This window comes from Streptomyces sp. 840.1, from assembly GCF_003751445.1.
Lineage (GTDB): Bacteria > Actinomycetota > Actinomycetes > Streptomycetales > Streptomycetaceae > Streptomyces.
Window position 1 is genome coordinate 3,417,995 of the sequence record NZ_RJUU01000001.1, and the last position, 24,840, is coordinate 3,442,834.

Genomic DNA, 24,840 nt, shown 5'->3' on the forward strand with positions numbered 1-24,840 from the left:
GTCCCGGGGCGACGGGAGCATGCGGTGGCCCGGCCACCGCGGGGTTCAGGCAGCGGCTCGGTCGCTCCCGGTCACGCCGCCTGGTGGGCGAGCAGCGCCAGCGCGCACAGCAGCACCACCAGCAGGGCGATCAGCATCATGGGGTTCATCCCGCCGAAGGGGCCCTGGCCCTGTCCCTGCTCCTCCAGCCGCGCACGGCTGGCCCGGCACACGGGGCAGCGGCCCTCGGCCACGGGCGCCGCACAGTTCGCGCACACCAATCGGTCATAGGTCATGCGCTTTCCTCCTCCCGCGCGGCGGAGCCGCACAAGCCTTCTCTCCGCACAACGCTCACGGAAACGCGACCGTTCCCCCTACCACTGTGCCAGCTCGCGAGGATTTCGGCGCGGCCCGCCGGACAGGTCACGGAAGCTCCCGGTTCGCGCTCGCTTGCGTTCCGCCATAAATCGCCCATCCCGGTACGCGCGCCTGCACGCGTCAGTCCGGTTCGCGTATGGTCACGCTCACCTACTCCCGGCCGACCGTGGTGCATCCGTGATCCGATTCGACAACGTCTCCAAGACCTACCCCAAGCAGAGCCGTCCCGCTCTACGGGATGTGTCTCTCGATATCGAGAAGGGCGAGTTCGTCTTCCTGGTGGGCTCCTCCGGCTCCGGCAAGTCCACCTTCATGCGACTCATCCTCCGTGAGGAGCGCGCCAGTCAGGGCATGGTCCACGTCCTGGGCAAGGACCTCGCGCGCATGTCCAACTGGAAGGTGCCGCACATGCGCCGCCAGCTGGGCACCGTATTCCAGGACTTCCGGCTGCTTCCCAACAAGACCGTCGCGGAGAACGTGGCGTTCGCCCAGGAAGTGATCGGCAAGCCGCGCGGCGAGATCCGCAAGGCGGTCCCGCAGGTCCTCGACCTCGTCGGTCTCGGCGGCAAGGAGGACCGGATGCCCGGTGAGCTCTCCGGTGGTGAGCAGCAGCGCGTGGCGATCGCGCGGGCCTTCGTGAACCGGCCCATGCTGCTGATCGCGGACGAGCCGACCGGCAACCTCGACCCGCAGACCTCGGTCGGCATCATGAAGCTGCTGGACCGGATCAACCGGACCGGCACCACCGTGATCATGGCGACCCATGACCAGAACATCGTCGACCAGATGCGCAAACGCGTCATCGAGCTCGAGCAGGGCCGTCTCGTACGCGACCAGGCGCGCGGCGTCTACGGCTACCAGCACTGAGCACCCAGCACTGAAAGGACGCCATGCGCGCCCAGTTCGTCCTGTCGGAGATCGGCGTCGGCCTCCGTCGCAACCTCACGATGACCTTCGCCGTCGTCGTCTCCGTCGCCCTCTCGCTTGCCCTGTTCGGCGGCGCGCTGCTCATGCGCGAGCAGGTCAGCACGATGAAGGACTACTGGTACGACAAGGTCAACGTCTCCATCTACCTGTGCGGCAAGGGTGATGCGGAGACGGTGGTGCAGTGCGCCAAGGGTGCTGTCACCGCGCAGCAGAAGAAGGAGATCGAGGGCGATCTCAATAAGATGGACGTCGTCGAGACGGTGACGTACGAGTCGTCCGACGAGGCGTACAAGCACTACCAGGAGGAGTTCGGCGACTCCCCGATGGCCGGCAACATCACGCCGGACCAGATGCCGGAGTCGTTCCGGGTCAAGCTGCACGACCCGACGAAGTACAAGGTCGTCGCCACCGCCTTCGCCGGCCGCAACGGGGTGCAGTCCGTCCAGGACCAGAGAAGCATCCTGGACAACCTCTTCGGGCTGATGAACGGCATGAACGTCGCCGCGCTGTTCGTGATGGCGCTGATGCTGGTCATCGCGCTGATGCTGATCGTGAACACGGTCCGGGTGTCCGCGTTCAGCCGACGGCGTGAGACGGGCATCATGCGGCTCGTCGGCGCCTCCGGCTTCTACATCCAGATGCCGTTCATCATGGAGGCCGCGTTCGCCGGCCTGATCGGCGGCGTGCTGGCCTGCGTGATGCTGCTGGCCGGGCGCTACTTCCTGATCGACGGCGGTCTCGCGCTGCAGGACAAGCTGAACCTGATCGACTTCATCGGCTGGGACGCGGTCCTCACCAAGCTGCCGCTGGTACTGGCGATCGGCCTGCTGATGCCCGCCGTTGCCGCGCTCTTCGCGCTCCGCAAGTACCTCAAGGTGTGACGTGCGCCCCGTGCGGCGCGCGGCCAACAGCCCGTGCGCCCCGGGGCGCTTGTCCTAGACTCGGCGCCATGTCTGGCCCTGTTCACCGTGTAGGGCCCCGCGGACTCTGCCGCGGGGCGGCCCTGACATTGGTTTTCGCGAGTGTGCTCGCCACCGGCGCCGCCACCGGTGCGCTGCCCCGCGGCGACGGGCGGGGCCGGGACACCGGCACCCGGCCCGTCGCCTCCGTCGCCGACCGCGACGCGGTGGCCGACGCAGCGGCCGAGGCGGTGGCGGACGGCAAGTCCGGTACGGAGGCGGCCGAGGAGGTCGTCAGCCGCAGCGGTGACCGCTGGGGCGCGGTCTACGACGAGCGGGCGTACCAGGAGTTCGAGCAGGCCCTCGACGGCTCGTACACGGGCGTCGGGATCGCCGCCAGACGCTCCGCCGACGGGCTGGTCGCCGTCGCCCGGGTCCAGCCGGGCAGCCCCGCCGACCGGGCCGGTGTCCGCTCGGGCGACCTGATCCGCACGGTCGACGGCAGCCGGGTCGACCGGCGCCCGGTCTCCGACGTGGTGGCCCTGCTGCGCGGTGACCGTACGGGCGCCGCCGCCGGGAGCCCCGTCGTGCTGGGGGTGCAGCGGGGATCCGTCAGCCGGACCGAGACGCTGCGCCGGGCCCGGCTCACCACCGAGACCGTCACCGTGCGGCGGCTCGGCCCTGCCCGGACCGGTGCCGGCGCGGCCGTCCTGATCGAGGTCGGCTCGTTCACCAAGGGGTCGGGCGCCCGGGTCCGTGACGCGGTCCGGGACGCACCGGCGGGCGCCGGGGTGCTGCTGGACCTGCGCGGCAACTCCGGCGGCCTGGTCACCGAGGCGGTCACCGCGGCCTCCGCCTTCCTGGACGGCGGCCTGGTCGCCACCTACGACGTGCACGGGGAGCAGCGAGCCCTGTACGCGGACGGCGGGGGCGACACCGCGCGCCCCGTCGTCGTCCTGATCGACGGCGGCACGATGAGCGCGGCCGAGCTGCTGACCGGCGCGCTGCAGGACCGGGGCCGCGCGGTCACGGTCGGCTCGCGCACCTTCGGCAAGGGCTCCGTGCAGATGCCGAGCAAGCTCGCGGGCGGTTCGGTGGCCGAGCTGACCGTGGGCCACTACCGCACTCCGGCGGGCCGCAGCGTCGACGACCGGGGCATCACACCGGACCTCGCGGTGAGCTCGGGGGCCCAGAAGAGGGCCGAGACGGTATTGAGTGGCCTCGGGGGTGGGTCGTAGTGCGAAAATGGCCGCACTATGGCTAAGGAAAAGGACCCAGAGCGCAAGATCATCGCGCAGAACAAGAAGGCGCGCCACGACTACACCATCCTCGACACCTACGAGTGCGGCCTCGTGCTCATGGGTACCGAGGTCAAATCGCTGCGCATGGGCCGGGCCTCCCTGGTGGACGGCTTCGTGCAGATCGAAGGCGGCGAGGCGTGGCTGCACAACATCCACGTCCCCGAGTACGTCCAGGGCACCTGGACCAACCACTCCGCCAAGCGCAAGCGCAAGCTGCTGATGCACCGGGCCGAGATCGACAAGCTGGAGTCGAAGTCCCAGGAGACCGGGCACACGATCGTGCCGCTCGCCCTGTACTTCCGCAGCGGCCGGGTCAAGGTCGAGATCGCGCTGGCGAAGGGCAAGAAGGAGTACGACAAGCGCCAGACGCTGCGCGAGAAGCAGGACACCAGGGAGACGAACCGGGCGATCTCGGCGGCGCGCCGCCGCCAGCGGGCCGCCTGACCGGGCCGGACACGGGGCCGGCGGCCGGTCCGCCAGGAATACGCTGGCATCGGCGCACGTTGGTCACGTACGATGGCACTGCACCCCACGGGGTGTGTACCACCTTTGAAAAATCAACATGGGGATGATCGGTTTCGACAGCGGATGTCGAAGCAGGGGAAGCGAGTCGAGGAAGCGGCAATGATCTCGTTAACCATATGTCGCAACCAATAATCGCCAATTCCAAGCGCGATTCCTCCGCCTTCGCCCTCGCTGCCTAATTAGCAGCTAAGCGAAGACTCTGCGGAGTGTCAGCCCGGGGGTGATCCCGACCCGGATCCTGGCATCATTAAGGGATCTAAACTTCTAGGCCCGGTCACGGGGCCCTGAAGGAAATCAAACAGTGACTGGGCCTGTCGGAGGCTTGTTCGCGTGACCTCCGGGGCCGAGAAAAGCGCAGCGAACTGCACTCGGAGAAGCCCTGATTCCGCACCGTTGGACGCGGGTTCGATTCCCGCCATCTCCACAATTCCCATGTGAACGAGGACCCCGTTGCCACCGGCAACGGGGTCCTCGTTTTTGGCTGTCCGGAAGGCCCGCAGGCCACGACCGGCGCGCGGGGGCGCGCGTTCCGGAGTGCGGCGGAGTGCGAGGTAGAACAGGTGCACCCCTCACGATGAACAACACCGGACAGTAGGGTCGCGGCGTCCTCGGCGTGCGCTACATTCATCGTCCGGGTGCACTGTGGTGGGGGCGCGTGGACAGGGTGGGGGCCCGGTCCGGCGGCATATAACCGGTCAGTTGCGCGCACCCGATCTTGAGTGGGGGAAGTGCGTACAACAGTGGAAACTTGGCGTGAAGGTGCCCATGCGGGGCACACACACGAGCCGAATGAAGTCACCATCCAACTTGACGGTCTGGGACGCCAGCTCTCCGAGCTGCTCCCGGAACCCGGCGCTCCGGAAGGCTCCGACGGCCCTGTCTTCGTCGACGAGAGCGGGCGCCGGAGCAAGACACTCCGGCGCTTCGGCTGGGTGATCGCGGCGATCTGCGTCTGCTTCGCGGCGACGCTTGTCGCCACCGTGCTCGGCGGCAACTCCAGCGCTCCGTTCCTGCCGCTCTCCGGCCAGGAGGAGCACAAGACGGCGGACGAGGTCCAGGTCTCGCCCGTGCCGGACGCGAGCGTGAGCGCCCCGGTGACACCCGGCACGACGGCCGGCTCCTCGCCGTCCGCACCGGTGGCCGGAAGCAATGCCCCCGTGGTGCCGGGCAGTTCCGCCGACGCCGGCGCCCCGGCGTCCGGCACCGGCTCCTCGGCACCGGACGCCGTCGTACCGGCCGGGAACCGGTCCGAGTCCGCCGCCGGTGGCACCGCGCCGTCCTCCGGCACCACGGCATCCGCCCCGGCCACCGACGACACCGCACCGCCTCCCGCCGATACCGAGGCACCGCCGTCGGACCCCACGACACCGCCCCCCGCCGAGTCCTCGCAGCCCCCTGTGGAAGAGCAAGAAGGCGTCCAGTAAATGACCACCCCCGTCACACGGGGCAGGCACAACCGCAAGAAGCAGACCCGGCGGCGCAGGCTTCCCATGCGTTATCTGCTGCCGTTCCTGCTCCTCGTCGCCCTGCTCGCCATGCTGATGCTGCGCGGTTACGTGCACAGCGAAATCCTTGCCGACCACCGGATCCAGCCACCGGCGGCGACCGACCAGGTTCCCGAGCAGGTGCTCGAAGGCGGACCGGTCATCGACGCGCGCAGCGCGACCGAACCGGCCAAGACCCTGCGCATCCCCGACCACCGCATCGTGCTGACCTTCGACGACGGCCCGGACCCGGAGTGGACGCCGCGCGTGCTCGACAAGCTCAAGGAGTACGACGCGCACGCCGTCTTCTTCGTCACCGGCACCATGGCCTCGCGCTACCCCGAGCTCGTGGAGCGCATGGTCAAGGAGGGGCACGAGGTCGGGCTGCACACCTTCAACCACCCCGACCTCTCCTACCAGTCGCACACCCGCATCGACTGGGAGCTCTCGCAGAACCAGCTGGTGCTGGCCGGTGCGGCCGGAATCCGCACCTCGCTGTTCCGGCCGCCGTACTCCTCGTTCGCCGACGCCATGGACGACAAGTCGTGGCCGGTCACCCAGTACATCGGCAGCCGCGGCTACCTCACCGTCGTCAACAACACCGACAGCGAGGACTGGAAGCGCCCCGGCGTCGGTGTCATCAGCAAGAACGCCACACCGAAGCAGGGCAAGGGCGCCATCGTCCTGATGCACGACTCGGGCGGCGACCGCTCCCAGACCGTGGCGGCGCTCGGCCACTTCCTGCCCAAGATGCAGGCGAAGGGCTACGAGTTCGCCAACCTCACCGACGCCCTCGGCGCCCCCAGCGCGCACACCCCGGTCACCGGTCTCGCGCTGTGGAAGGGCAGGGCGTTCGTCTACGCGGTCGGCGTCTCGGACCACATCACCGATGTCATGGTGGCCGGTCTCGCCGTCATCGGTGTACTGGTCATCTCCCGCTTCGGGCTGATGCTGCTGCTCTCCTTCGCGCACGCCCGCCGGGTCCGCAGACGGGGCTTCGGCTGGGGCGAACCCGTCACCCGCCCGGTGACCGTCCTGGTGCCCGCGTACAACGAACGCGAGTGCATCGCCAACACGGTGCGCTCCCTGGTGGCAAGTGACTATCCGGTCGAAGTCATCGTGATCGACGACGGCTCCACCGACGGCACCGCCGACATCGTCGAGGCGATGTGGCTGCGAGACGTCCGGGTGGTGCGCCAGCGCAACGCAGGAAAGCCCGCGGCCCTCAACAACGGCATCGCGCACGCCCGCCACGACATCATCGTGATGATGGACGGCGACACCGTCTTCGAGCCGTCCACCGTCCGCGAGCTCGTGCAGCCCTTCGCCGACCCGAGGGTCGGGGCCGTCGCGGGCAACGCCAAGGTCGGCAACCGGGACTCGATGATCGGGGCCTGGCAGCACATCGAGTACGTGATGGGCTTCAACCTCGACCGCAGGATGTACGACCTGCTGCGCTGCATGCCCACCATCCCCGGCGCCGTCGGGGCGTTCCGCCGGGACGCGCTGGACCGGATCGGCGGCATGAGCGAGGACACCCTCGCCGAGGACACCGACGTCACCATGGCCCTGCACCGGGACGGCTGGCGCGTCGTGTACGCGGAGAACGCCCGTGCCTGGACCGAGGCGCCGGAGACCGTGCAGCAGTTGTGGTCGCAGCGCTACCGCTGGTCGTACGGCACGATGCAGGCCATCTGGAAGCACCGCCGCGCGGTCGTCGAGCGCGGACCCTCCGGCCGATTCGGGCGCGTCGGGCTGCCGTTCGTCGCCCTGTTCATGGTCGTCGCCCCGCTGCTCGCCCCCCTCATCGACGTCTTCCTGCTGTACGGAATCGTCTTCGGGCCCACCCAGAAGACGATCGTCGCCTGGCTCGGCGTCCTCGCCGTACAGGCGGTCTGCGCCGCGTACGCCTTCCGGCTCGACCGGGAACGCATGACGCATCTGATCTCGCTGCCCCTCCAGCAGATCCTCTACCGGCAGCTCATGTACGTGGTGCTGCTCCAGTCCTGGATCACCGCTCTCACCGGCGGCCGGCTGCGCTGGCAGAAGCTGCGCCGCACCGGCGTCGTGGAGGCGCCCGGCTCCATGCCCAGCCAGCGGCGCGGCAGCAGCAACGACCGGAGGCCCGTCGCATGACCCACCCGAGCCACCCCTCGGCCTACCCGCAGCAGCCGCCCGGGGAGCCGCACACGGTGCCGTTCCCGGCGCAGACCCCGTACGCCTCCACCGGGCAGGCGCCGTACCCGTACCCGCCCGCCGGTGTCCCGTCCGCGCTGCCGCCCGAGAAGGGGGCCGCGGTGCCGGCCCCCGCAGCGAAGGAGGCCCCCGCAGCGAAGGAGGCCGCCGCACCGAAGGCGGGCGGCCGCGACCGCTACCTCGACCTGCTCCGGGCCGTCGCGCTGGTCCGCGTCGTCGTCTTCCACCTCTTCGGCTGGGCCTGGCTGACCATCCTCTTCCCGTCCATGGGCGTGATGTTCGCGCTGGCCGGCTCCCTGATGGCCCGGTCGCTGGCCCGGCCCGCCTGGAGCGTCGTGCGCGGCCGGCTGCGCAGGCTGCTGCCGCCGATGTGGGCGTTCGCCGCACTCGTCGTACCGATGATGTTCGTGATGGGCCTCAAACCGGTGCGGGACGAGGGCATCTGGTGGTTCCTGAAGCTCGGCTGCTACATCCTGCCGGTCGGCTCGCCGCCGTTCCCCTGGGAGAGCGGGTCCGAGAGCGGGTTCCTGGAGCAGTCGTGGGCCGAGCAGGCGGTGGGTCCGCTCTGGTACATCCGTGCCTACCTGTGGTTCGTGCTGGCCTCACCGCTGCTCCTGAAGGCGTTCCGCAGACTGCCCTGGGCGACGATGCTCGCGCCGGTCGCCCTCACCGCCGTCGTCGGCACCGGCCTGGTCACCGTGGAGGGGGCGACGGGCGAGGCGCTCGTCGACTTCGGCACCTTCGGCGCCTGCTGGATCCTGGGCTTCGCCCACAACGACGGGCTGCTGAAGAAGGTCCCGCGCTACATCTCGGTCTCCTCGGCCGCGATCTTCATGGCCTTCGGCCTCTGGTGGGCGTCCGGACACCTCACCGAGGAGGGCTGGAACCTCGACGAGATCCCGCTCGCCCAGGCCACCTGGTCGCTCGGCTTCTGCGCGATCCTGCTCCAGTACGCGCCCTCGTGGCGGGAACTGCCCGGCAGGCTGGCCGGCTGGGACAGCCCGATCACCCTGGCCAACAACCGGGCCGTGACGATCTACCTCTGGCACAACCTGCTGTTCATGGCGACGATGCCGATCATCGACCAGCTGTGGAACGTCCCCTGGGTCGGTGACCACCTCGGTACGTACATCGACGCCTCGTACAACGTACTGATGCTGATCCTGATCTGGCCCCTGATCGGGGTGATGATCGTCGCGGTCGGCTGGGTCGAGGACGTGGCGGCGAAGCGGCGGCCCCGGCTCTGGCCCAACGGCGCCCCGAAGCGGACGAGCGGCCGGCGACGACCGCCCTCACCGGGGCGTCCGCGCCCCGGTGAGAGCAAGGTTGCGCACCGGTCACCTCACGGCACCACGACGAAACGCGCGCTCCCTAGGGTCGGGGACGACACCCCGACCCGTGGAGGCGCGTGATGGCTGGCCGTTGGATCGAGCAGTGGGAACCGGAGGACGAGACGTTCTGGCGGGAGAAGGGCGAGCGGATCGCCCGCCGGAATCTGTGGTTCTCCGTCCTCTCCGAGCACATCGGTTTCTCCATCTGGACCCTGTGGTCGGTGATGGTCCTGTTCATGGGACCGGAGTACGGGGTGGACCCGGCCGGGAAGTTCTTCCTGATCTCGACCGCGACACTGGTCGGCGCGGTCGTGCGGGTGCCGTACACCTTCGCGGTGGCCCGGTTCGGCGGCCGTAACTGGACCGTGTTCAGCGCGTTCGCCCTGCTGGTGCCGACCGTCGCCGCCTGGGTGGTGATGGAGCCCGGGACCTCGTACACCACGTTCCTGGTGGTAGCGGCACTGACCGGTATCGGCGGCGGCAACTTCGCCTCCTCGATGACGAACATCAACGCCTTCTTCCCGCTGCGCGAGAAGGGCTGGGCGCTCGGGCTCAACGCGGGCGGCGGCAACGTCGGGGTGCCCGTCGTACAGCTCGCCGGGCTGCTGGTGATCGGGACGGCGGGTGCCGCGCATCCGAGGATCGTGCTCGGCGCGTACATCCCGCTGATCGTCGTCGCCGCGCTGTGCGCCGCGCACTTCATGGACAACCTGGCGCCCGTGCAGAACGACACCGGGGCCGCCGGGAAGGCCGTCCGCGACCCGCACACCTGGATCATGGCGGTGCTCTACATCGGCACCTTCGGCTCCTTCATCGGCTACAGCTTCGCCTTCGGCCTGGTGCTCCAGACCCAGTTCGGCCGGACCCCGCTGGAGGCCGCCTCGCTCACCTTCATCGGCCCGCTGCTCGGCTCCCTGATCCGGCCGGTCGGCGGCCGGCTGGCCGACCGGTACGGCGGCGCCCGCATCACCATGGGGAACTTCGTGGCGATGGCGGTGGCGACCGGCGTCGTCGTATACGCCTCCGGCACAAAGTCGCTGCCCGTCTTCCTGACCGGCTTCACCGCGCTCTTCGTCCTGAGCGGGCTCGGCAACGGCTCGACGTACAAGATGATCCCCGGCATCTTCCACGCCAAGGCGATCGCCCTGGGACTGCGCGGCGAGCAGGCCGCGGCGCACGGGCGGCGGCTGTCCGGGGCGGCCATGGGCCTCATCGGCGCGGTCGGCGCACTCGGCGGGCTGGCCATCAACCTGGCCTTCCGGCAGTCCTTCCAGACCGCGGGCACCGGGACGGCGGCCTTCTGGTCCTTCCTGGCCTTCTACGGGGTGTGCTCCGTGCTCACCTGGGCGGTATACCTTCGCCCCACCGCGCCCCTCCCGGCGAAGCCGCAGCTCAGCTACGCCGAGGTGTGATGATGGCCCTGCCGTGTCGGGTGACGTAACGGGCGGGAAATACGGGCGAACCGAGCCTGTCACGCAGCGTTGGCAGTCTCGGTACTCCGCACCATCGAGCAGCGGGACGAGAGCCGGGTAGACCATATGCACGACGACGAACAGCACGGGCCCCTCGCCGGCTTCACGGTCGGCGTCACCGCCGCGCGCAGGGCGGACGAACTCGCCGCGCTGCTGCGGCGGCGCGGCGCCACCGTGGTGCACGCCCCCGCCCTGCGGATCGTGCCGCTCGCCGACGACAGCGAACTCCTCACCGCCACCAAGGAACTCCTCGACAGCGTCCCCGACGTGGTCATCGCCACCACCGCGATCGGCTTCCGGGGCTGGATCGAGGCGGCCGACGGCTGGGGGATCGGTGCCCAGCTGCTGGAGCGGCTGCGCGGCGTCGAACTGCTGGCGCGCGGACCCAAGGTCAAGGGCGCGGTCCGCGCCGCCGGGCTCACCGAGGCGTGGTCACCCGCCTCCGAGTCCATGGCGGAAGTGCTGGAACGGCTCCTCGCCGAGGGCGTCGAGGGCCGTCGCATCGCCCTCCAGCTGCACGGCGAACCGCTCCCCGGCTTCGTCGAGTCGCTGCGGGCGGCGGGCGCCGAGGTCATCGGCGTACCCGTCTACCGCTGGATGCCGCCCGAGGACATCGCCCCGCTCGACCGGCTCCTCGACCTCACCGCCGCACGCGGCCTGGACGCGCTCACCTTCACCAGCGCCCCCGCCGCGGCCTCGCTGCTGCGCCGCGCCGAGGAGCGCGGCATGCTTCCCGAACTCCTGGGCGCCCTGCGGGACGACGTCGTATCGGCCTGCGTAGGGCCGGTCACCGCCCTGCCGTTGCAGGCCCACGGGCTCGACACCGTCCAGCCCGAGCGCTTCCGGCTCGGCCCGCTCGTCCAGATCCTCTGCCGTGAACTTCCGGGCCGTGCGCGTACGTTGCCCGTCGCCGGACACCGGGTCGAGATCCGGGGCCACGCCGTTCTGGTCGACGACGAGCTGCGCCCGGTGCCGCCGGCCGGGATGGCCCTGCTGCACACCCTGGCGCGCCGGCCGGGCTGGGTGGTGGCCCGCGCCGACCTGCTGCGCGCCCTGCCCGGCAGCGGCACGGACGAGCACGCGGTGGAGACGGCCATGGCCCGGCTGCGCACCGCGCTCGGGGTGCCCAGGATCGTCCAGACGGTCGTCAAGCGCGGCTACCGGCTGGCCCTGGACCCGGCGGCGGACGCCAAGTACGCGGACTCCTGAGGCAGCTGCCGTCCCGTCAGGTGGGCGGCCCGCAGCAGGAGGGCGAGCGCGGCGGTGCACAGGACCGCGCGCACGGCGTTCCAGGCGACCCACGCGTCCTCGAACCGGTCCCGTACGGCGGCCGGGCCGGCGATGCGCGCCGGGTCGCCGGCCCGCGCGAGCTCGTCGTTGAGCGGGACGTTGACGCCCGAGGTGAGCAGGAAGGCGACGGCGTACACCGCGAGCGCGGCGAAGAGCCAGCCGCGCGGGCCGGGGGAGCGGCGCTGCTGCCAGGCGGCCACCGCGGTGAGGATCAGTGCGCCCAAGAAGCCGGCGAAGAACACCGGGTTCTCTATGACGTCGTTGATGTTCTGCATGACCTCGATGAAGGTCCGGTCGTCGCTGCGGCCGAGGGCGGGCATGACCGCGCAGGAGAAGACGTAGAACGTGCCCGCGACGAGTCCGGTGGTGACGGCGGCGCCACCGATGACGAGATGGCGGAGGGCGTGGTGGGGCCGGTGGGCCTGGCTGGTTGTCATGGCACCAGTCAATTCGTCCGGCGGCCCCCGCTCCATCGCTCAGGCGCGCAGCTCCATACGCGGGCGTCCAAAGGCGGTGCGAGGCCCCGGGACGGCTGCGGCGGTGCCGGGTTACCGTGCTGGGATGATCAATGAAATCCACCGGCTCGACACGGGGATACGGCTCCGTCCCGCCACCGGGTCCGACGCCGCCTCCCTCGCCGCGGCGCTGACCCGCAGCCGTACCTACATGAGCGCCTGGGAGCCCCGGCGTCCCGACGCCTTCTACACCGAGCAGGGGCAGCGCGAGCGGCTGGCCGGGCTGCTGGCCGACCGTGGGGCGGGGCGCGTGATGCCCTGGGTGCTGGCGGACGAGGAGGACCGGGCGGTCGGCGGATTCACCCTCGACGCCATCGTGCTCGGGTCGTTCCGCAGCGCCTCGCTCGGCTACTGGGTGGGCGTCGAGTACGCGGGCCGGGGCCTGGCCACCACCGCGGTGCGGCTCATCTGCGACCTGGCCCGGGACGAGCTGGGGCTGCACCGGGTCCAGGCGGGAACGCTGCTGGACAACGTCGCGTCGCAGCGGGTGCTCGCCAAATGCGGCTTCGAGCAGTTCGCGCTGGCCCCGCGCTACATGCACATCAACGGCGACTGGCGCGACCACCGGCTCTTCCAGCGCATCCTGCACGACGGCCCGGTCACCGGGGCACCGTCCGCCGCCGGCGCCTGAGCGCCCCGGCCGCCCGCGCGGTGTCCGGGCGGCGGCGGGGGTTACGGGCGGGGTGCGGGACGGGCACTCTTGGGTGGACGTCGGCCGGACCCAAGGCGGTGGCATGCGCATGGCAACGCGCAAGGGATCGTGCGACTGGCGGTTCGACGCCGGGCGGCTCTGCCTCGACCTGGTGGCGACCGGGGCCGGCAGCGCCGACGCCCCCGACCCGCTGGACCGGCCCGAGCGGCTCGTCCACTGGCTGACGGCCTCCGGAGCCGTACCGCAGGGCACCAGGCTCGCCACCGTGGACCACAGCTGGCTGCTGCTCTTCCGTCAGCTGAGGACCGCCGTCGACCGGCTGCTGACCGCGCAGCTCGGCGGCCGGGCGGCCGAGGGCGCCCTGGAGCGCGTCAACGCGCTCGCCGCAGGGGCGCCGCCCGGAGTGCGCGCCGTGCGCACCGGGAGCGGCGCCCTGGTGCGCGGGCTCAGCGCCGAACCCGACTGCCGGGCACTGCTCGCCACCGTGGCCCGCGACGCGGTGGAGCTGCTGACCGACCCGGTGGCGCTGGGCGGGCTGCGCCGCTGCGAGGGCGACAACTGCCGCCGGATCTACCTGGACACCTCGCGCGGGCGGCGCCGGCGCTGGTGCTCCAGCGAGGTGTGCGGCAACCGCGAACGGGTCGCCCGGCACCGGCGGCGCCACGCGGACCCGGCCGGGCGGCCCGTGGCGCCCTGACCTCCCGGGGCCCGGCCGGACCGCCCCGGCCTCGCGGCGCCGGCGCGGGCGCGCGGGCCCGGCGGGCCCGCCCCGGGCCCCGGCAAGATCACATGCTCGTGGCAGGTGCGCGACGGGCCCCGCGTCGCATAGGGTTGACGGCTGCCCAATGCACGTCAGAAGGGGGTCTCGGTGGCCGCGCAGGATGCCGCTGTCGATTCGTTGCGGGACCGGGAAATCGGTGTCGAGCAGGAACATCTCGACCGTGTGTACCACCGCCTTGAGGAGAAGATCCACGAGGCGGAATTTCTCATGAGTGATGCCGTCAAACGCGGCCAGGTCGGGACACCGGGGGCACTCGCCGAACGCGACGCCCAGGTGTTCCGGGCCGGAATCCACCTCAACCGGCTGAACAGCGAGTTCGAGGACTTCCTCTTCGGAAGGATCGACCTGCTGCTCGGCAAGGACGGTGAGCGCGGCCCCGACGGCGCGTTCACCTCCGTGGAGCCGGCCGACGACGCAGTACGGGAGGACAGCACCGCCGATATCGCGGAGACGCTGCACATCGGCCGGATCGGGGTCCTCGACTCCGACTACGCGCCACTGGTCATCGACTGGCGGGCGCCGGCCGCCGCACCCTTCTACCGGTCCACGCCGAAGGAACCGGGCCGGGTGGTACGCCGCCGGGTCATCCGCTCCAAGGGCCGCCGGGTCCTGGGCGTCGAGGACGACCTGATGCGCCCCGAGCTGACCGGGCACCTGGGCGGCGAGAAGCTCGCCGTCGTCGGGGACGGGGCGCTGATGGCCGCGCTCGGGCAGGCCCGCAGCCACACCATGCGGGACATCGTCTCCTCCATCCAGGCCGAGCAGGACCTGGTGATCCGAGCGCCCGCCGCCTCCGTCACCGAGGTCTCCGGCGGCCCCGGCACGGGCAAGACCGCGGTCGCCCTGCACCGCGCCGCCTACCTGCTCTACCAGGACCGGCGGCGGTACGCGGGCGGCATCCTCGTCGTCTCCCCGACGCCGCTGCTGGTCGCCTACACCGAAGGGGTGCTGCCCTCGCTCGGCGAGGAGGGCCAGGTCGCGATCCGCGCGGTCGGCTCGCTGTCCGACGAGGCGGCGGGCATCGAGGGCGCCACCACCTACGACGAACCGGCCGTCGCCCGGATCAAGGGCTCCTCCCGGATCCTGCACGTGCTGCGCAAGGCGGCCCGCGGGGCGCTGGAGCAGCCGGTGGTCCGGCCGCCCGCCGAGGACGCGGGCCAGCTGGCGTTCGGGGACGCGGAGGAGGCCCCGCAGGAGGCCGCCACGCCCACCCGGCTGCGGGTGGTCGCCTTCGGCGCCCGGGTCGAGCTGAACGAGGACGAGCTCCGGCGCATCCGGAACAACGTCCTCAGCGGAACCGCACCGGTCAACCTGCTGCGCCCGCGCGCCCGCAAACTGCTGCTGGACGCGCTGTGGAGCAGGTCGTCCGGCCGGGGCCGCTACACCGATCAGGAGCTGGCCGCCGAGCTGCGCTCGTCGTTCGACGAGGACGTCTCCACCGAGACGCCGTTCATCGAGTTCCTGAACGCCTGGTGGCCCGAGCTCACCCCGCGCGGGGTGCTCGCCGCGATGGCCGACGAGAAGCGGCTCGCCCGCTGGGCTCGCCGGACCCTCAATCAGGGTGAGGTGCGCCGGCTCGCGCGCTCCCTGAAGCGCCTCGACAGCGCGGGGAGCGGGCCGCTGTCCGTCCACGACGTGGCGATGCTGGACGAGTTGCAGCATCTGATCGGCACCCCGAACCGGCCCAAGCGCAAACGGGAGTTCGACCCGCTGGACCAGCTCACCGGTCTGGAGGAGCTGATGCCGCACCGGGAGGAGACCCAGTGGGAGCGGGCCGAGCGGCTGGCGGCGGAGCGCACGGAGTACGCGCACGTCATCGTCGACGAGGCGCAGGACCTCACGCCCATGCAGTGGCGGATGGTCGGCCGCCGGGGCCGGCACGCCACCTGGACGATCGTCGGGGACCCCGCGCAGTCCTCCTGGTCCGACCCGGACGAGGCGGCCGCCGCGCGTGACGAGGCGCTCGGCAGCCGGCCGCGCCGCCGCTTCACCCTGACCGTCAACTACCGCAACCCGGCGGAGATCGCCGAACTCGCCGCCAAGGTCCTCGCGCTCGCGATGCCCGGCATGGAGTCACCGGCCGCCGTCCGCTCCACGGGCGTCCGGCCGCGCTTCGAGACCGTACGGGACGGCGATCTGGCCGAAACCGTGCGCGAGGAGGCGCGGCGGCTGCTGGGTGAGGTGGACGGCACCGTCGGCGTCGTCGTCGCGATGAACCGGCGTGCGCAGGCCCGCAAGTGGCTCGCGGAGCTCGGTGAGCGGGTGGTCGCGCTCGGCAGCCTGGAGGCCAAGGGGCTGGAGTACGACGCCACGGTGGTCGTCTCGCCCGCGGAGATCGCGGACGAGTCCCCGGCGGGGCTGCGGGTGCTGTACGTCGCGTTGACGCGGGCGACGCAGCAGCTCACGGTCGTCTCGGGGGAGCGGGACCTGCCCGACGAGGACGGGGTGCCGGACCTGCTGAGGGACTGACGCACCGCCGCCGCGGCTGCGGGCCGGGAGCCTTTTCCGGGTCAACCCGCACTGCGGGAATCACTTCTCCGGGGTGTTTGTTAGCCTGGAGTCGGCATCGGCTCGATCCAAGCCCCCGGGCCCAACCTTAGTCGCTTCGAGCGACCACTTGCCGCGAGGCGAGCATGGCGGGCCGGTGCCGCTCAACCGAAGAAGACAGACCCGCGTCACCCCCCGGTGGCGCGGGTCTGTTTCTGTTTACGGGGCCACGGGGTCTCTTCACGGGGCCGGTGCTCCGGGAGGCGGCCGCCGCCGGCGGTGAGCCGTGAGGGGTTCCGCTGGAGCCCTCATATCTCGTATGGTGGAAACTACTTTCCGAAGTGCGGCAGTCATTACCGGCTACCCACCGGTAGGTGCGAATATCTGAAGGCGTGTGCGGGACTGTTCCTGTTGACGGACCCGGCCGCGTAGCAATGAAGCTAAGGAAAGCGAAGGACTCGGCCATGGCAACGGCGCCCAGCGTCTCGTACTCGATGACGGTCAGGCTGGAGGTGCCCGCGAGCGGCACAGCGGTCTCCCAGCTCACCACGGCCGTGGAGTCCTCCGGTGGCTCGGTCACCGGCCTCGACGTGACCGCTTCCGGCCACGACAAGCTCCGGATCGACGTCACGATCGCGGCCTCCTCCACCTCGCACGCCGACGAGATCGTCGAAGGCCTGCGCGACATCGACGGCGTCGTCCTCGGCAAGGTGTCCGACCGTACGTTCCTGATGCACCTCGGCGGCAAGATCGAGATGGCGTCCAAGCACCCCATCCGCAACCGTGACGACCTCTCGATGATCTACACCCCCGGTGTGGCCCGGGTCTGCATGGCGATCGCGGAGAACCCCGAGGACGCCCGCCGGCTCACCATCAAGCGCAACTCCGTCGCAGTCGTGACGGACGGCTCCGCGGTGCTCGGCCTCGGCAACATCGGCCCGATGGCCGCGCTCCCGGTGATGGAGGGCAAGGCGGCCCTCTTCAAGCGGTTCGCCGGCATCGACGCCTGGCCGATCTGCCTGGACACTCAGGACACCGACGCGATCGTCGAGATCGTCAAGGCGATCGCCCCCGGCTTCGCGGGCATCAACCTGGAGGACATCTCCGCACCGCGCTGCTTCGAGATCGAGGCCCGGCTGCGCGAGGCCCTGGACATCCCGGTCTTCCACGACGACCAGCACGGCACCGCCATCGTCGTGCTCGCCTCGCTGACCAACGCGCTGCGCGTGGTGGGCAAGGCCATCGGGGACGTACGGGTCGTCATGTCCGGCGCCGGGGCGGCCGGTACGGCCATCCTGAAGCTCCTGCTCGCCGCGGGCGTCAAGCACGCGGTCGTCGCCGACATCCACGGAGTGGTGCACGCCGGCCGTGAGGACCTCGTCTCCGCCGACGCCGACTCGCCGCTGCGCTGGATCGCGGACAACACCAACCCGGAGTCCGTCACCGGCACCCTCAAGGAGGCCGTCGTCGGCGCCGACGTCTTCATCGGCGTCTCGGCCCCGAACGTCCTGGACGGGACCGACGTGGCGGCCATGGCGGACGGCGCGATCGTGTTCGCGCTCGCGAACCCGGACCCCGAGGTCGACCCCTCGGTCGCCCGCGAGACGGCGGCCGTCGTGGCCACCGGCCGCTCCGACTTCCCCAACCAGATCAACAACGTCCTGGTCTTCCCCGGCGTCTTCCGCGGACTGCTGGACGCCCAGTCCCGCACCGTCAACACGGAGATGATGCTCGCCGCCGCGCGCGCCCTCGCCGATGTCGTCGCCGAGGACGAGGTGAACGCGAACTACATCATCCCGTCGGTCTTCAACGACAAGGTCGCCGGAGCGGTCGCCGGAGCCGTCCGGGACGCCGCCAAGGCGGCCGGCGCGGCTGTGACGGGTCCCACGTCCGCCTGATGTCCGGCGCGTCGCGGGTCGCGGCGCCCCAAACGCCCCTTTAGGGTGGGCGGGCGACGCGTCCCGCAGAGTCCCGCACCCGCTGCGGACCGCTTTCGGGGAGTCGACGGAACGTCACCACGACGAGGCAGTGGCGCTTTTCGTGTGACTCCGGAGGGTGCCGGATTGGCTTTCCCGCCGCAGGTGGGGGCAGGATGCTTTCCCAAGGACTTGGTCCGGGGGGAGACCCCACGGGGCGCGAGGGTTCTCACACGGACCCGAGTCGGGGACTGTCCGAGTGCCCTGGCAGCATCGGCTTCGATCTCACGCCTCACAGGCAAGAAGAACACGGGAGTAACAACATGAACCGCAGTGAGCTGGTGGCCGCCCTGGCCGACCGCGCCGAGGTGACTCGCAAGGACGCCGACGCAGTGCTGGCCGCGCTCGCCGAGACCGTCGGTGAGATCGTCGCCAAGGGCGACGAGAAGGTCACCATCCCCGGTTTCCTGACCTTCGAGCGCACCCACCGTGCCGCTCGCACCGCTCGTAACCCGCAGACCGGCGACCCGATCAACATCCCGGCCGGCTACAGCGTGAAGGTCTCCGCGGGCTCGAAGCTCAAGGAAGCCGCCAAGGGCAAGTAACACCCCTTTGCACGACGCAGGGCGGTCACCCCGACCAAGGGTGGCCGCCCTTCGGCGTACGCGCCGCAGAAGGGCCGTTCTGTGCCTTCTGGGGCACACGGGCCGATTCCGTCCGGGTCCACAGGCGTCCGTGCGCGCCGTCCGGCCGCCGCCCGAACGCACCGGGGCCGGTTCCCGGAGGCCTTCGCCCCCGGGAACCGGCCCCGGCCGTGCCCTGCCGCGCCGCTCAGACGAGTGAACCGCCCGGCAGCTCGACCTTCGCGCCGAGCTTCTCCAGCTTGTCCATGAAGTTCTCGTAGCCGCGGTTGATCAGGTCGATCCCGTGCACCCGGGACGTCCCCTGCGCCGCCAGGGCGGCGATCAGGTACGAGAAACCGCCGCGCAGGTCCGGGATGACCAGATCCGCGCCCTGGAGCTTCGTCGGGCCGGAGACGACCGCGGAGTGCAGGAAGTTGCGCTGGCCGAAGCGGCAGTCGGAGCCGCCCAGGCACTCGCGGTAGAGCTGGATGTGCGCGCCCATCTGGTTCAGCGCGGAGGTGAAGCCGAGCCGCGACTCGTACACCGTCTCGTGGACGATCGACAGGCCGGCGGCCTGCGTCAGCGCCACGACCAGCGGCTGCTGCCAGTCGGTCTGGAAACCGGGGTGCACGTCCGTCTCCAGCGCGATGGCGTTCAGCGCGCCGCCCGGATGCCAGAACCGGATGCCCTCGTCGTCGATCTCGAAGGCCCCGCCGACCCGGCGGAAGGTGTTCAGGAACGTCATCATCGAGCGCTGCTGCGCCCCGTGGACGTAGATGTTGCCCTCGGTCGCCAGCGCCGCGGACGCCCAGGAGGCGGCCTCCAGGCGGTCCGGGATGGCCCGGTGGGTGTAGCCCTCCAGGCGGTCCACACCCGTGATCCGGATGGTCCGGTCGGTGTCCATGGAGATGATCGCGCCCATCTTCTGCAGTACGCAGATGAGGTCCTCGATCTCCGGTTCCACGGCCGCGTTGGACAGCTCGGTGACGCCCTCGGCCAGCACGGCCGTCAGCAGCACCTGCTCGGTGGAGCCCACCGACGGGTACGGCAGCCGGATCTTGGTGCCGCGCAGCCGCTGCGGGGCCTCCAGGTACTGCCCGTCGGCGCGCTTCTCGATCGTGGCGCCGAACTGGCGCAGCACGTCGAAGTGGAAGTCGATGGGCCGGCCGCCGATGTCGCAGCCGCCGAGCCCGGGAATGAACGCGTGGCCCAGCCGGTGCAGCAGCGGGCCGCAGAAGAGGATCGGGATGCGCGACGAGCCCGCGTGGGCGTCGATGTCGGCGACGTTCGCGCTCTCGACGTGGGTGGGGTCAAGGATGAGCTCGCCCGGTTCGTCACCCGGACGGACGGTCACGCCGTGCAGCTGGAGGAGTCCGCGCACCACCCGCACGTCGCGGATGTCGGGGACGTTGCGCAGTCGGCTGGGCCCGCTGCCGAGCAGCGCGGCGACCATTGCCTTCGGCACCAGGTTCTTGGCGCCTCGGACGCGGATCTCGCCCTCCAGCGGGGTTCCGCCGTGGACAAGCAGGACATCGTCTGTGCCGGTCATGAATCTCGCGTTCCGGAGTGGTCGGGCAGGGGGCCAATCGAAAGGGTAATGGCCGCGCACCCCCCTTCCGTAAGAAGGCGGGGGGTGCGCGAACGTCATGGATCCGCCACAACACGCTCCGCTTCCTGGATCTTGCGGAGGGTCACCGTCCGGATGGGTGCCCGGCCGTGCGCTCCCCGTGCCCCCGTGCGCCCTGAGCTGCGCTCGGGCAGCCGGGGCGGCGGCCGGGCCACTTGGCCCCCGCGAAAGGCGAAGATGCGGGATCATTTCTGGCATGACCGAGGTGTCCTCGCTCACAGGGCGGCTGCTCGTGGCCGCACCCGCCCTGGCGGACCCGAATTTCGACCGCGCGGTGGTGCTGCTCCTCGACCACGACGAGGAGGGCTCCCTCGGTGTTGTCCTCAACCGCCCGACCCCGGTCGGCGTCGCCGACATCCTCACCTCCTGGGCCGGTCTGGCCGGTGAACCCGGCGTCGTCTTCCAGGGCGGCCCGGTCTCCCTGGACTCCGCGCTGGGCGTCGCGGTGATCCCCGGCGAGGAGGGCCCGCTCGGCTGGCGCCGGGTGTACGGGGCGATCGGCCTGGTGGACCTGGAGGCGCCGCCCGAACTGCTGGCCCCGGCCCTGGGCTCGCTGCGGATCTTCGCCGGATACGCCGGCTGGGGACCCGGACAGCTGGAGGCGGAACTCTCCGAGGGCGCCTGGTACGTCGTCGAGTCGGAGCCCGGGGATGTCTCGTCCCCGCGCCCGGAGAGCCTCTGGAGGGCCGTCCTGCGCCGTCAGCGCAGCGAACTGGCCATGGTCGCCACGTACCCGGACGACCCTTCGCTGAACTGATCCCCCGGGCTTTCAGTAGGCTTGGCGGTTATGAGCACTCTTGAGCCCGATCGCGGGGCAGGTACGGGAACCCTCGTGGAGCCGACGCCACAGGTGTCGAACGGCGACGGCGACCACGAGCGCTACGCCCATTACGTCCAGAAGGACAAGATCATGGCGAGTGCCCTGGAGGGCACCCCCGTGGTGGCGCTGTGCGGCAAGGTCTGGGTACCGGGGCGCGACCCCAAGAAGTACCCGGTGTGCCCCATGTGCAAGGAGATCTACGAATCCATGGGCGCCGGCGGCGACAAGGACAAGGACAAGGGCAAGGGCGGCAAGGACAAGAAGTAGTCCGTACCAGCAGAACCGACCTGCCCGGAAGAACCCCCGGGGCACGCTGCCGCGTGCCCCGGGGGTTCTCTGCCGTCCGGGCGCGCCCGCGGTGGCCGGACGCGTTGCACGGGCTGCTTCCCCGGGTCACAGAGTGGTTGAGACCACTTGTCGGCGACTTCGTCTAGACCTACCCTCCTGCAAGTTGTGCAGAACGAAACGCGCGTTGCGCATGCTGCAACGCTTACCGGTAGGGGTCCCGGATGAAGCTTTCTGCCCGAATTGCCGCCCCGGCTGCGGCGCTTGTGCTGGCGGGACTCACCGCCACCGCCTGCGCGCCGCAGACCTCCGACACCGGTGCCAAGGGGGACGAGAAGACCGGCACACTGCGCGTCTGGCTGTTCCAGGAGGTGGGCAACAAGCCCAAGGAGAAGGTCGTCGACGCCGCGGTCGCGGACTTCCGCAAGGCCCACGAAGGCGCGAAGGTCGAGATCGAGTACATACCCGTCGACACCCGCGCCCAGCGCGTCAAGGCCGCGTTCAACGACCCCGAGAGCGCCCCCGACCTGATCGAGTACGGCAACACCGACACCGCCGGCTACGTGAAGGACGGCGGACTGGCCGATGTCAGCGAGGAGTTCGCCGCCTGGGCGGACGCCAAGGACACCGACCCGACGGCCAGGCAGTCGGTGACCGTCGACGGCAAGATCTACGGCGCCCCGCTCTTCGTCGGCGTCCGGGCGCTGTACTACCGCACCGACGTCTTCAAGGACCTCGGCATCGAGGCTCCCAAGTCCCAGGCGGAGCTGATCTCCACCGCCAAGAAGATCCACAAGAAGAAGCCGGACCTCTACGGCCTCGCGGTGGGCGGCGCGTACACCTACGGCGCCATGCCGTTCATCTGGGCCAACGGCGGCGAACTCGCCGAGGGCGGCGGGGCCTCGTACAAGGCGGCCATCAACAGCGAGAAGGCCCGCAAGGGCATCGCCGCCTACACCTCGCTCTTCGGCGACACCAACTGCCCGGCCGCCAAGTGCGCGGCCATGGGCGGCAACGCGACCGTCACCGCCTTCGCCTCCGGCAAGGCCGCCATGGCCATCGGCGGCGACTTCAGCCACGCGGCCGTCGAGGCGGGCACCGTGAAGGGCAAGTACGCGGTCGTGCCGCTGCCCGGCGTCGCCGAGGGCTCCATCGCCCCGGCGTTCGCGGGCGGCAACAACATCGGCGTGCTCAAGAGCAGCAAGCACCGCACCCTCGCCGTCGACCTGATGGAGTCGCTGACCGGCAAGGAGACCCAGGCGAAGATGTTCGACGCGATGGGCTTCCTGCCCACCTACACGGACGTGCTGGACGCGGCCGCGAAGAAGGAGCCGTTCGTCGAACCCTTCGTCAAGACGCTCGGCGCGGGCGCCAAGTTCGTCCCCGCGTCGGCGGCCTGGGGCCAGATCGACTCCTCGCTGATCCTGCCGACGATGTTCCAGGAGATCGTCAGCGGCCGTAAGGACGTGGCCGGCGCCTCGGACGACGCGGCGAAGAAGATGGACGCCGCGTTCGCCGCCGCGGGCTGACGATGACGGCGAACAGCACGGCGTACAAGGCGCCCGGCGCACCCGGTGCGGGCGGGGTCGCCTCCCGTCCGCGCCGGCGCCGCCCGTCGGTCTCCCCGGCCCGGCGGTCCGGCTGGACCCCCTGGCTCTACCTGCTGCCCGCGCTCGTCCTGCTGGGCGGGCTGCTGGTCTACCCGATCTACCAACTCGGCCTGATCTCCTTCCTGGAGTACACCCAGGCCCAGGTCAGCGGCGGCGAACCGACCACCTTCCAGGGCTTCGGCAACTACGCGACGCTCTTCCACGACAGCCAGTTCTGGCAGGTCCTCGCGGCCACCGTGGTCTTCGCGGGCCTGTGCGTGCTGGCCACCCTGCTGGTCGGCTGCGCGCTGGCCGTCCTGCTGACCCGGGTCAGGGCCCTGCCGAGGCTCGCCCTGATGATGGCCGCGCTCGGCGCCTGGGCAACCCCGGCGATCACCGGATCGACCGTCTGGGTCTTCCTCTTCGACGCCGACTTCGGACCCGTCAACCGGGTGCTGGGGCTCGGTGACTTCTCCTGGACGTACGGGCGCTACAGCGCCTTCGCGCTGGTGCTCCTCGAAGTGCTGTGGTGCTCGTTCCCGTTCGTGATGGTCACCGTGTACGCGGGCATCCGGGCGATCCCCACCGAGGTGCTGGAGGCGGCGGCGCTGGACGGCGCCTCGCAGTGGCGGATCTGGCGGTCGGTCATGGCGCCGATGCTGCGGCCGATCCTGATCGTCGTCACCATCCAGTCGATCATCTGGGACTTCAAGGTCTTCACGCAGATCTACGTCATGACCAACGGCGGCGGCATCGCCGGCCAGAACCTGGTGCTCAACGTGTACGCCTACCAGAAGGCGTTCGCGTCCTCGCAGTACAGCCTCGGCTCGGCCATCGGCGTCGTGATGCTGGTGATCCTGCTGGCGGTCACGCTGGTCTATCTGCGCCTGGTGAGGCGCCAGGGGGAGGAACTGTGAGCCTGCCGTCCCTGTCGCGCGTCCGCCGGCCCGGCCGGCTCGCCGCCGAGGCCGCGGCGCTGCTGATCGCCGCCGCCGTGGCCTTCCCGCTGTACTGGATGGTGCTCTCGGCCTTCAAGCCGGCCGGTGAGGTCCAGTCCGCGCACCCCAGGCCCTGGACGCTGTCGCCGTCCCTGGACTCCTTCCGCCGGGTCTTCCAGCAGCAGGACTTCGGGCGCTACTTCCTCAACAGCCTGCTCGTCGCCGGCACGGTCGTCATCGTCTCCGCGCTGATCGCCTTCCTGGCGGCGACGGCGGTGACCCGGTTCCGGTTCCGCTTCCGCACCACCCTGCTGATCATGTTCCTGGTCGCGCAGATGGTGCCGGTCGAGGCGCTGACGATCCCGCTGTTCTTCCTGATGCGGGACTTCGGCCAGCTGAACACGCTCGGTTCGCTGATCCTGCCGCACCTGGCGTTCTCGCTGCCGTTCGCGATCTGGATGCTGCGCGGCTTCGTCAAGGCCGTCCCGGACGCGCTGGAGGAGGCCGCGTACATCGACGGCGCGAGCCGGGCCCGCTTCCTGTGGCAGATCCTCTTCCCGCTGGTCTTCCCGGGACTGGTGGCGACCAGCGTCTTCTCGTTCATCTCGACCTGGAACGACTTCCTCTTCGCGAAGTCGTTCATCATCAGCGACACCTCCCAGTCGACGCTCCCGATGGCGCTGCTGGTCTTCTTCAAACCCGATGAGAACGACTGGGGAGGGATCATGGCAGCCTCGACGGTGATGACCGTTCCCGTGCTGGTCTTCTTCGTACTCGTACAGCGACGTCTGGTCTCGGGGCTGGGCGGAGCGGTTAAGGACTGAC

At 70.6% G+C, this 24,840-nt stretch carries 22 protein-coding genes and 1 other RNA gene; 20 read left to right on the plus strand and 3 right to left on the minus strand.

Features of this window, described 5'->3' with window-relative positions; all coding sequences use genetic code 11:
• Positions 1–71: 71 nt before the first annotated feature.
• On the minus strand, positions 72–275 hold the full coding sequence (locus tag EDD93_RS15575) for a hypothetical protein (protein WP_073738165.1): 204 nt from the start codon (positions 273–275) through the stop codon (positions 72–74).
• 259 nt (positions 276–534) lie between these two features.
• Between EDD93_RS15575 and ftsE the strand changes: the two genes are divergently transcribed.
• The 10 genes from ftsE to EDD93_RS15625 all read left to right on the plus strand — a co-directional run bounded on the left by ftsE (position 535) and on the right by EDD93_RS15625 (position 11,701).
• Positions 535–1,224 (plus strand): cell division ATP-binding protein FtsE, encoded by a 690-nt coding sequence (gene ftsE, locus EDD93_RS15580; RefSeq protein ID WP_024489199.1) that lies wholly within the window; start codon positions 535–537, stop codon positions 1,222–1,224.
• A 23-nt stretch (positions 1,225–1,247) separates the two neighbouring features.
• Positions 1,248–2,165, plus strand: a complete 918-nt coding sequence (ftsX, locus tag EDD93_RS15585; RefSeq protein WP_123525714.1) for a permease-like cell division protein FtsX — start codon at positions 1,248–1,250, stop codon at positions 2,163–2,165.
• A 68-nt stretch (positions 2,166–2,233) separates the two neighbouring features.
• On the plus strand, positions 2,234–3,421 hold the full coding sequence (locus EDD93_RS15590) for a S41 family peptidase (protein WP_123525715.1): 1,188 nt from the start codon (positions 2,234–2,236) through the stop codon (positions 3,419–3,421).
• Between the two features lie 18 nt (positions 3,422–3,439).
• Positions 3,440–3,928 carry an SsrA-binding protein SmpB gene (gene smpB, locus EDD93_RS15595; RefSeq protein WP_123525716.1) on the plus strand — a complete coding sequence of 163 codons (489 nt, stop codon included), beginning with the start codon at positions 3,440–3,442 and terminating at the stop codon, positions 3,926–3,928.
• 120 nt (positions 3,929–4,048) lie between these two features.
• Positions 4,049–4,436, plus strand: a transfer-messenger RNA (tmRNA) gene (gene ssrA, locus EDD93_RS15600).
• 301 nt (positions 4,437–4,737) lie between these two features.
• Positions 4,738–5,433 carry a hypothetical protein gene (locus EDD93_RS15605; protein WP_260255746.1) on the plus strand — a complete coding sequence of 232 codons (696 nt, stop codon included), beginning with the start codon at positions 4,738–4,740 and terminating at the stop codon, positions 5,431–5,433.
• Positions 5,434–7,629 (plus strand): glycosyltransferase, encoded by a 2,196-nt coding sequence (locus EDD93_RS15610; protein ID WP_123525718.1) that lies wholly within the window; start codon positions 5,434–5,436, stop codon positions 7,627–7,629.
• On the plus strand, positions 7,626–9,101 hold the full coding sequence (locus EDD93_RS15615) for an acyltransferase (protein ID WP_260255747.1): 1,476 nt from the start codon (positions 7,626–7,628) through the stop codon (positions 9,099–9,101). Before EDD93_RS15610 ends, EDD93_RS15615 begins: the two co-directional genes overlap by 4 nt.
• The gene (locus EDD93_RS15620) at positions 9,101–10,432 is read left to right on the plus strand and encodes a NarK/NasA family nitrate transporter (RefSeq protein WP_123525719.1); all 1,332 of its coding nucleotides are present in this window, start codon (positions 9,101–9,103) and stop codon (positions 10,430–10,432) included. Before EDD93_RS15615 ends, EDD93_RS15620 begins: the two co-directional genes overlap by 1 nt.
• Before the next feature lie 126 nt (positions 10,433–10,558).
• On the plus strand, positions 10,559–11,701 hold the full coding sequence (locus tag EDD93_RS15625; protein ID WP_123525720.1) for a uroporphyrinogen-III synthase: 1,143 nt from the start codon (positions 10,559–10,561) through the stop codon (positions 11,699–11,701).
• Here EDD93_RS15625 and EDD93_RS15630 read toward each other — a convergent pair.
• Positions 11,650–12,219: a DUF1772 domain-containing protein gene (locus EDD93_RS15630; RefSeq protein WP_123525721.1), complete on the minus strand. Its 570-nt coding sequence runs from the start codon at positions 12,217–12,219 to the stop codon at positions 11,650–11,652. The genes EDD93_RS15625 and EDD93_RS15630 overlap by 52 nt on opposite strands.
• A gap of 124 nt (positions 12,220–12,343) precedes the next feature.
• On the opposite strand from EDD93_RS15630, the gene EDD93_RS15635 reads away from it, so the two are divergent.
• The 5 genes from EDD93_RS15635 to EDD93_RS15660 all read left to right on the plus strand — a co-directional run bounded on the left by EDD93_RS15635 (position 12,344) and on the right by EDD93_RS15660 (position 18,738).
• Entirely contained in the window at positions 12,344–12,928 is a 585-nt protein-coding gene (locus EDD93_RS15635) for a GNAT family N-acetyltransferase (RefSeq protein WP_123525722.1), read from the plus strand.
• A gap of 109 nt (positions 12,929–13,037) precedes the next feature.
• A complete protein-coding gene (locus tag EDD93_RS15640) occupies positions 13,038–13,646 on the plus strand; it encodes an ABATE domain-containing protein (RefSeq protein ID WP_123527794.1) in 609 nt (202 codons plus the stop codon).
• A gap of 171 nt (positions 13,647–13,817) precedes the next feature.
• Positions 13,818–16,199, plus strand: coding sequence for a UvrD-helicase domain-containing protein (locus EDD93_RS15645; RefSeq protein WP_123525723.1), 2,382 nt, complete (start codon positions 13,818–13,820; stop codon positions 16,197–16,199).
• Between the two features lie 482 nt (positions 16,200–16,681).
• Entirely contained in the window at positions 16,682–18,115 is a 1,434-nt protein-coding gene (locus EDD93_RS15650) for an NAD-dependent malic enzyme (protein ID WP_123525724.1), read from the plus strand.
• Between the two features lie 341 nt (positions 18,116–18,456).
• Positions 18,457–18,738 carry an HU family DNA-binding protein gene (locus EDD93_RS15660; protein ID WP_003968811.1) on the plus strand — a complete coding sequence of 94 codons (282 nt, stop codon included), beginning with the start codon at positions 18,457–18,459 and terminating at the stop codon, positions 18,736–18,738.
• 226 nt (positions 18,739–18,964) lie between these two features.
• Here the strand turns inward: EDD93_RS15660 and murA are convergent, their stop codons facing one another.
• Positions 18,965–20,305 (minus strand): UDP-N-acetylglucosamine 1-carboxyvinyltransferase, encoded by a 1,341-nt coding sequence (gene murA, locus EDD93_RS15665; protein ID WP_123525725.1) that lies wholly within the window; start codon positions 20,303–20,305, stop codon positions 18,965–18,967.
• A 274-nt stretch (positions 20,306–20,579) separates the two neighbouring features.
• Between murA and EDD93_RS15670 the strand changes: the two genes are divergently transcribed.
• The 5 genes from EDD93_RS15670 (at position 20,580) to EDD93_RS15690 (ending at position 24,839) form a co-directional block, all read left to right on the plus strand.
• On the plus strand, positions 20,580–21,140 hold the full coding sequence (locus EDD93_RS15670; RefSeq protein ID WP_123525726.1) for a YqgE/AlgH family protein: 561 nt from the start codon (positions 20,580–20,582) through the stop codon (positions 21,138–21,140).
• Positions 21,141–21,170: 30 nt separating this feature from the next.
• Positions 21,171–21,470, plus strand: coding sequence for a DUF3039 domain-containing protein (locus EDD93_RS15675; protein WP_123525727.1), 300 nt, complete (start codon positions 21,171–21,173; stop codon positions 21,468–21,470).
• Between the two features lie 242 nt (positions 21,471–21,712).
• Complete coding sequence (locus tag EDD93_RS15680) at positions 21,713–23,017, plus strand: extracellular solute-binding protein (RefSeq protein WP_123525728.1); 1,305 nt, start codon at positions 21,713–21,715, stop codon at positions 23,015–23,017.
• 2 nt (positions 23,018–23,019) lie between these two features.
• A complete protein-coding gene (locus EDD93_RS15685; RefSeq protein WP_123525729.1) occupies positions 23,020–23,994 on the plus strand; it encodes a carbohydrate ABC transporter permease in 975 nt (324 codons plus the stop codon).
• Positions 23,991–24,839: a carbohydrate ABC transporter permease gene (locus EDD93_RS15690; protein WP_123525730.1), complete on the plus strand. Its 849-nt coding sequence runs from the start codon at positions 23,991–23,993 to the stop codon at positions 24,837–24,839. Before EDD93_RS15685 ends, EDD93_RS15690 begins: the two co-directional genes overlap by 4 nt.
• The last annotated feature ends 1 nt before the right edge of the window (position 24,840 follow it).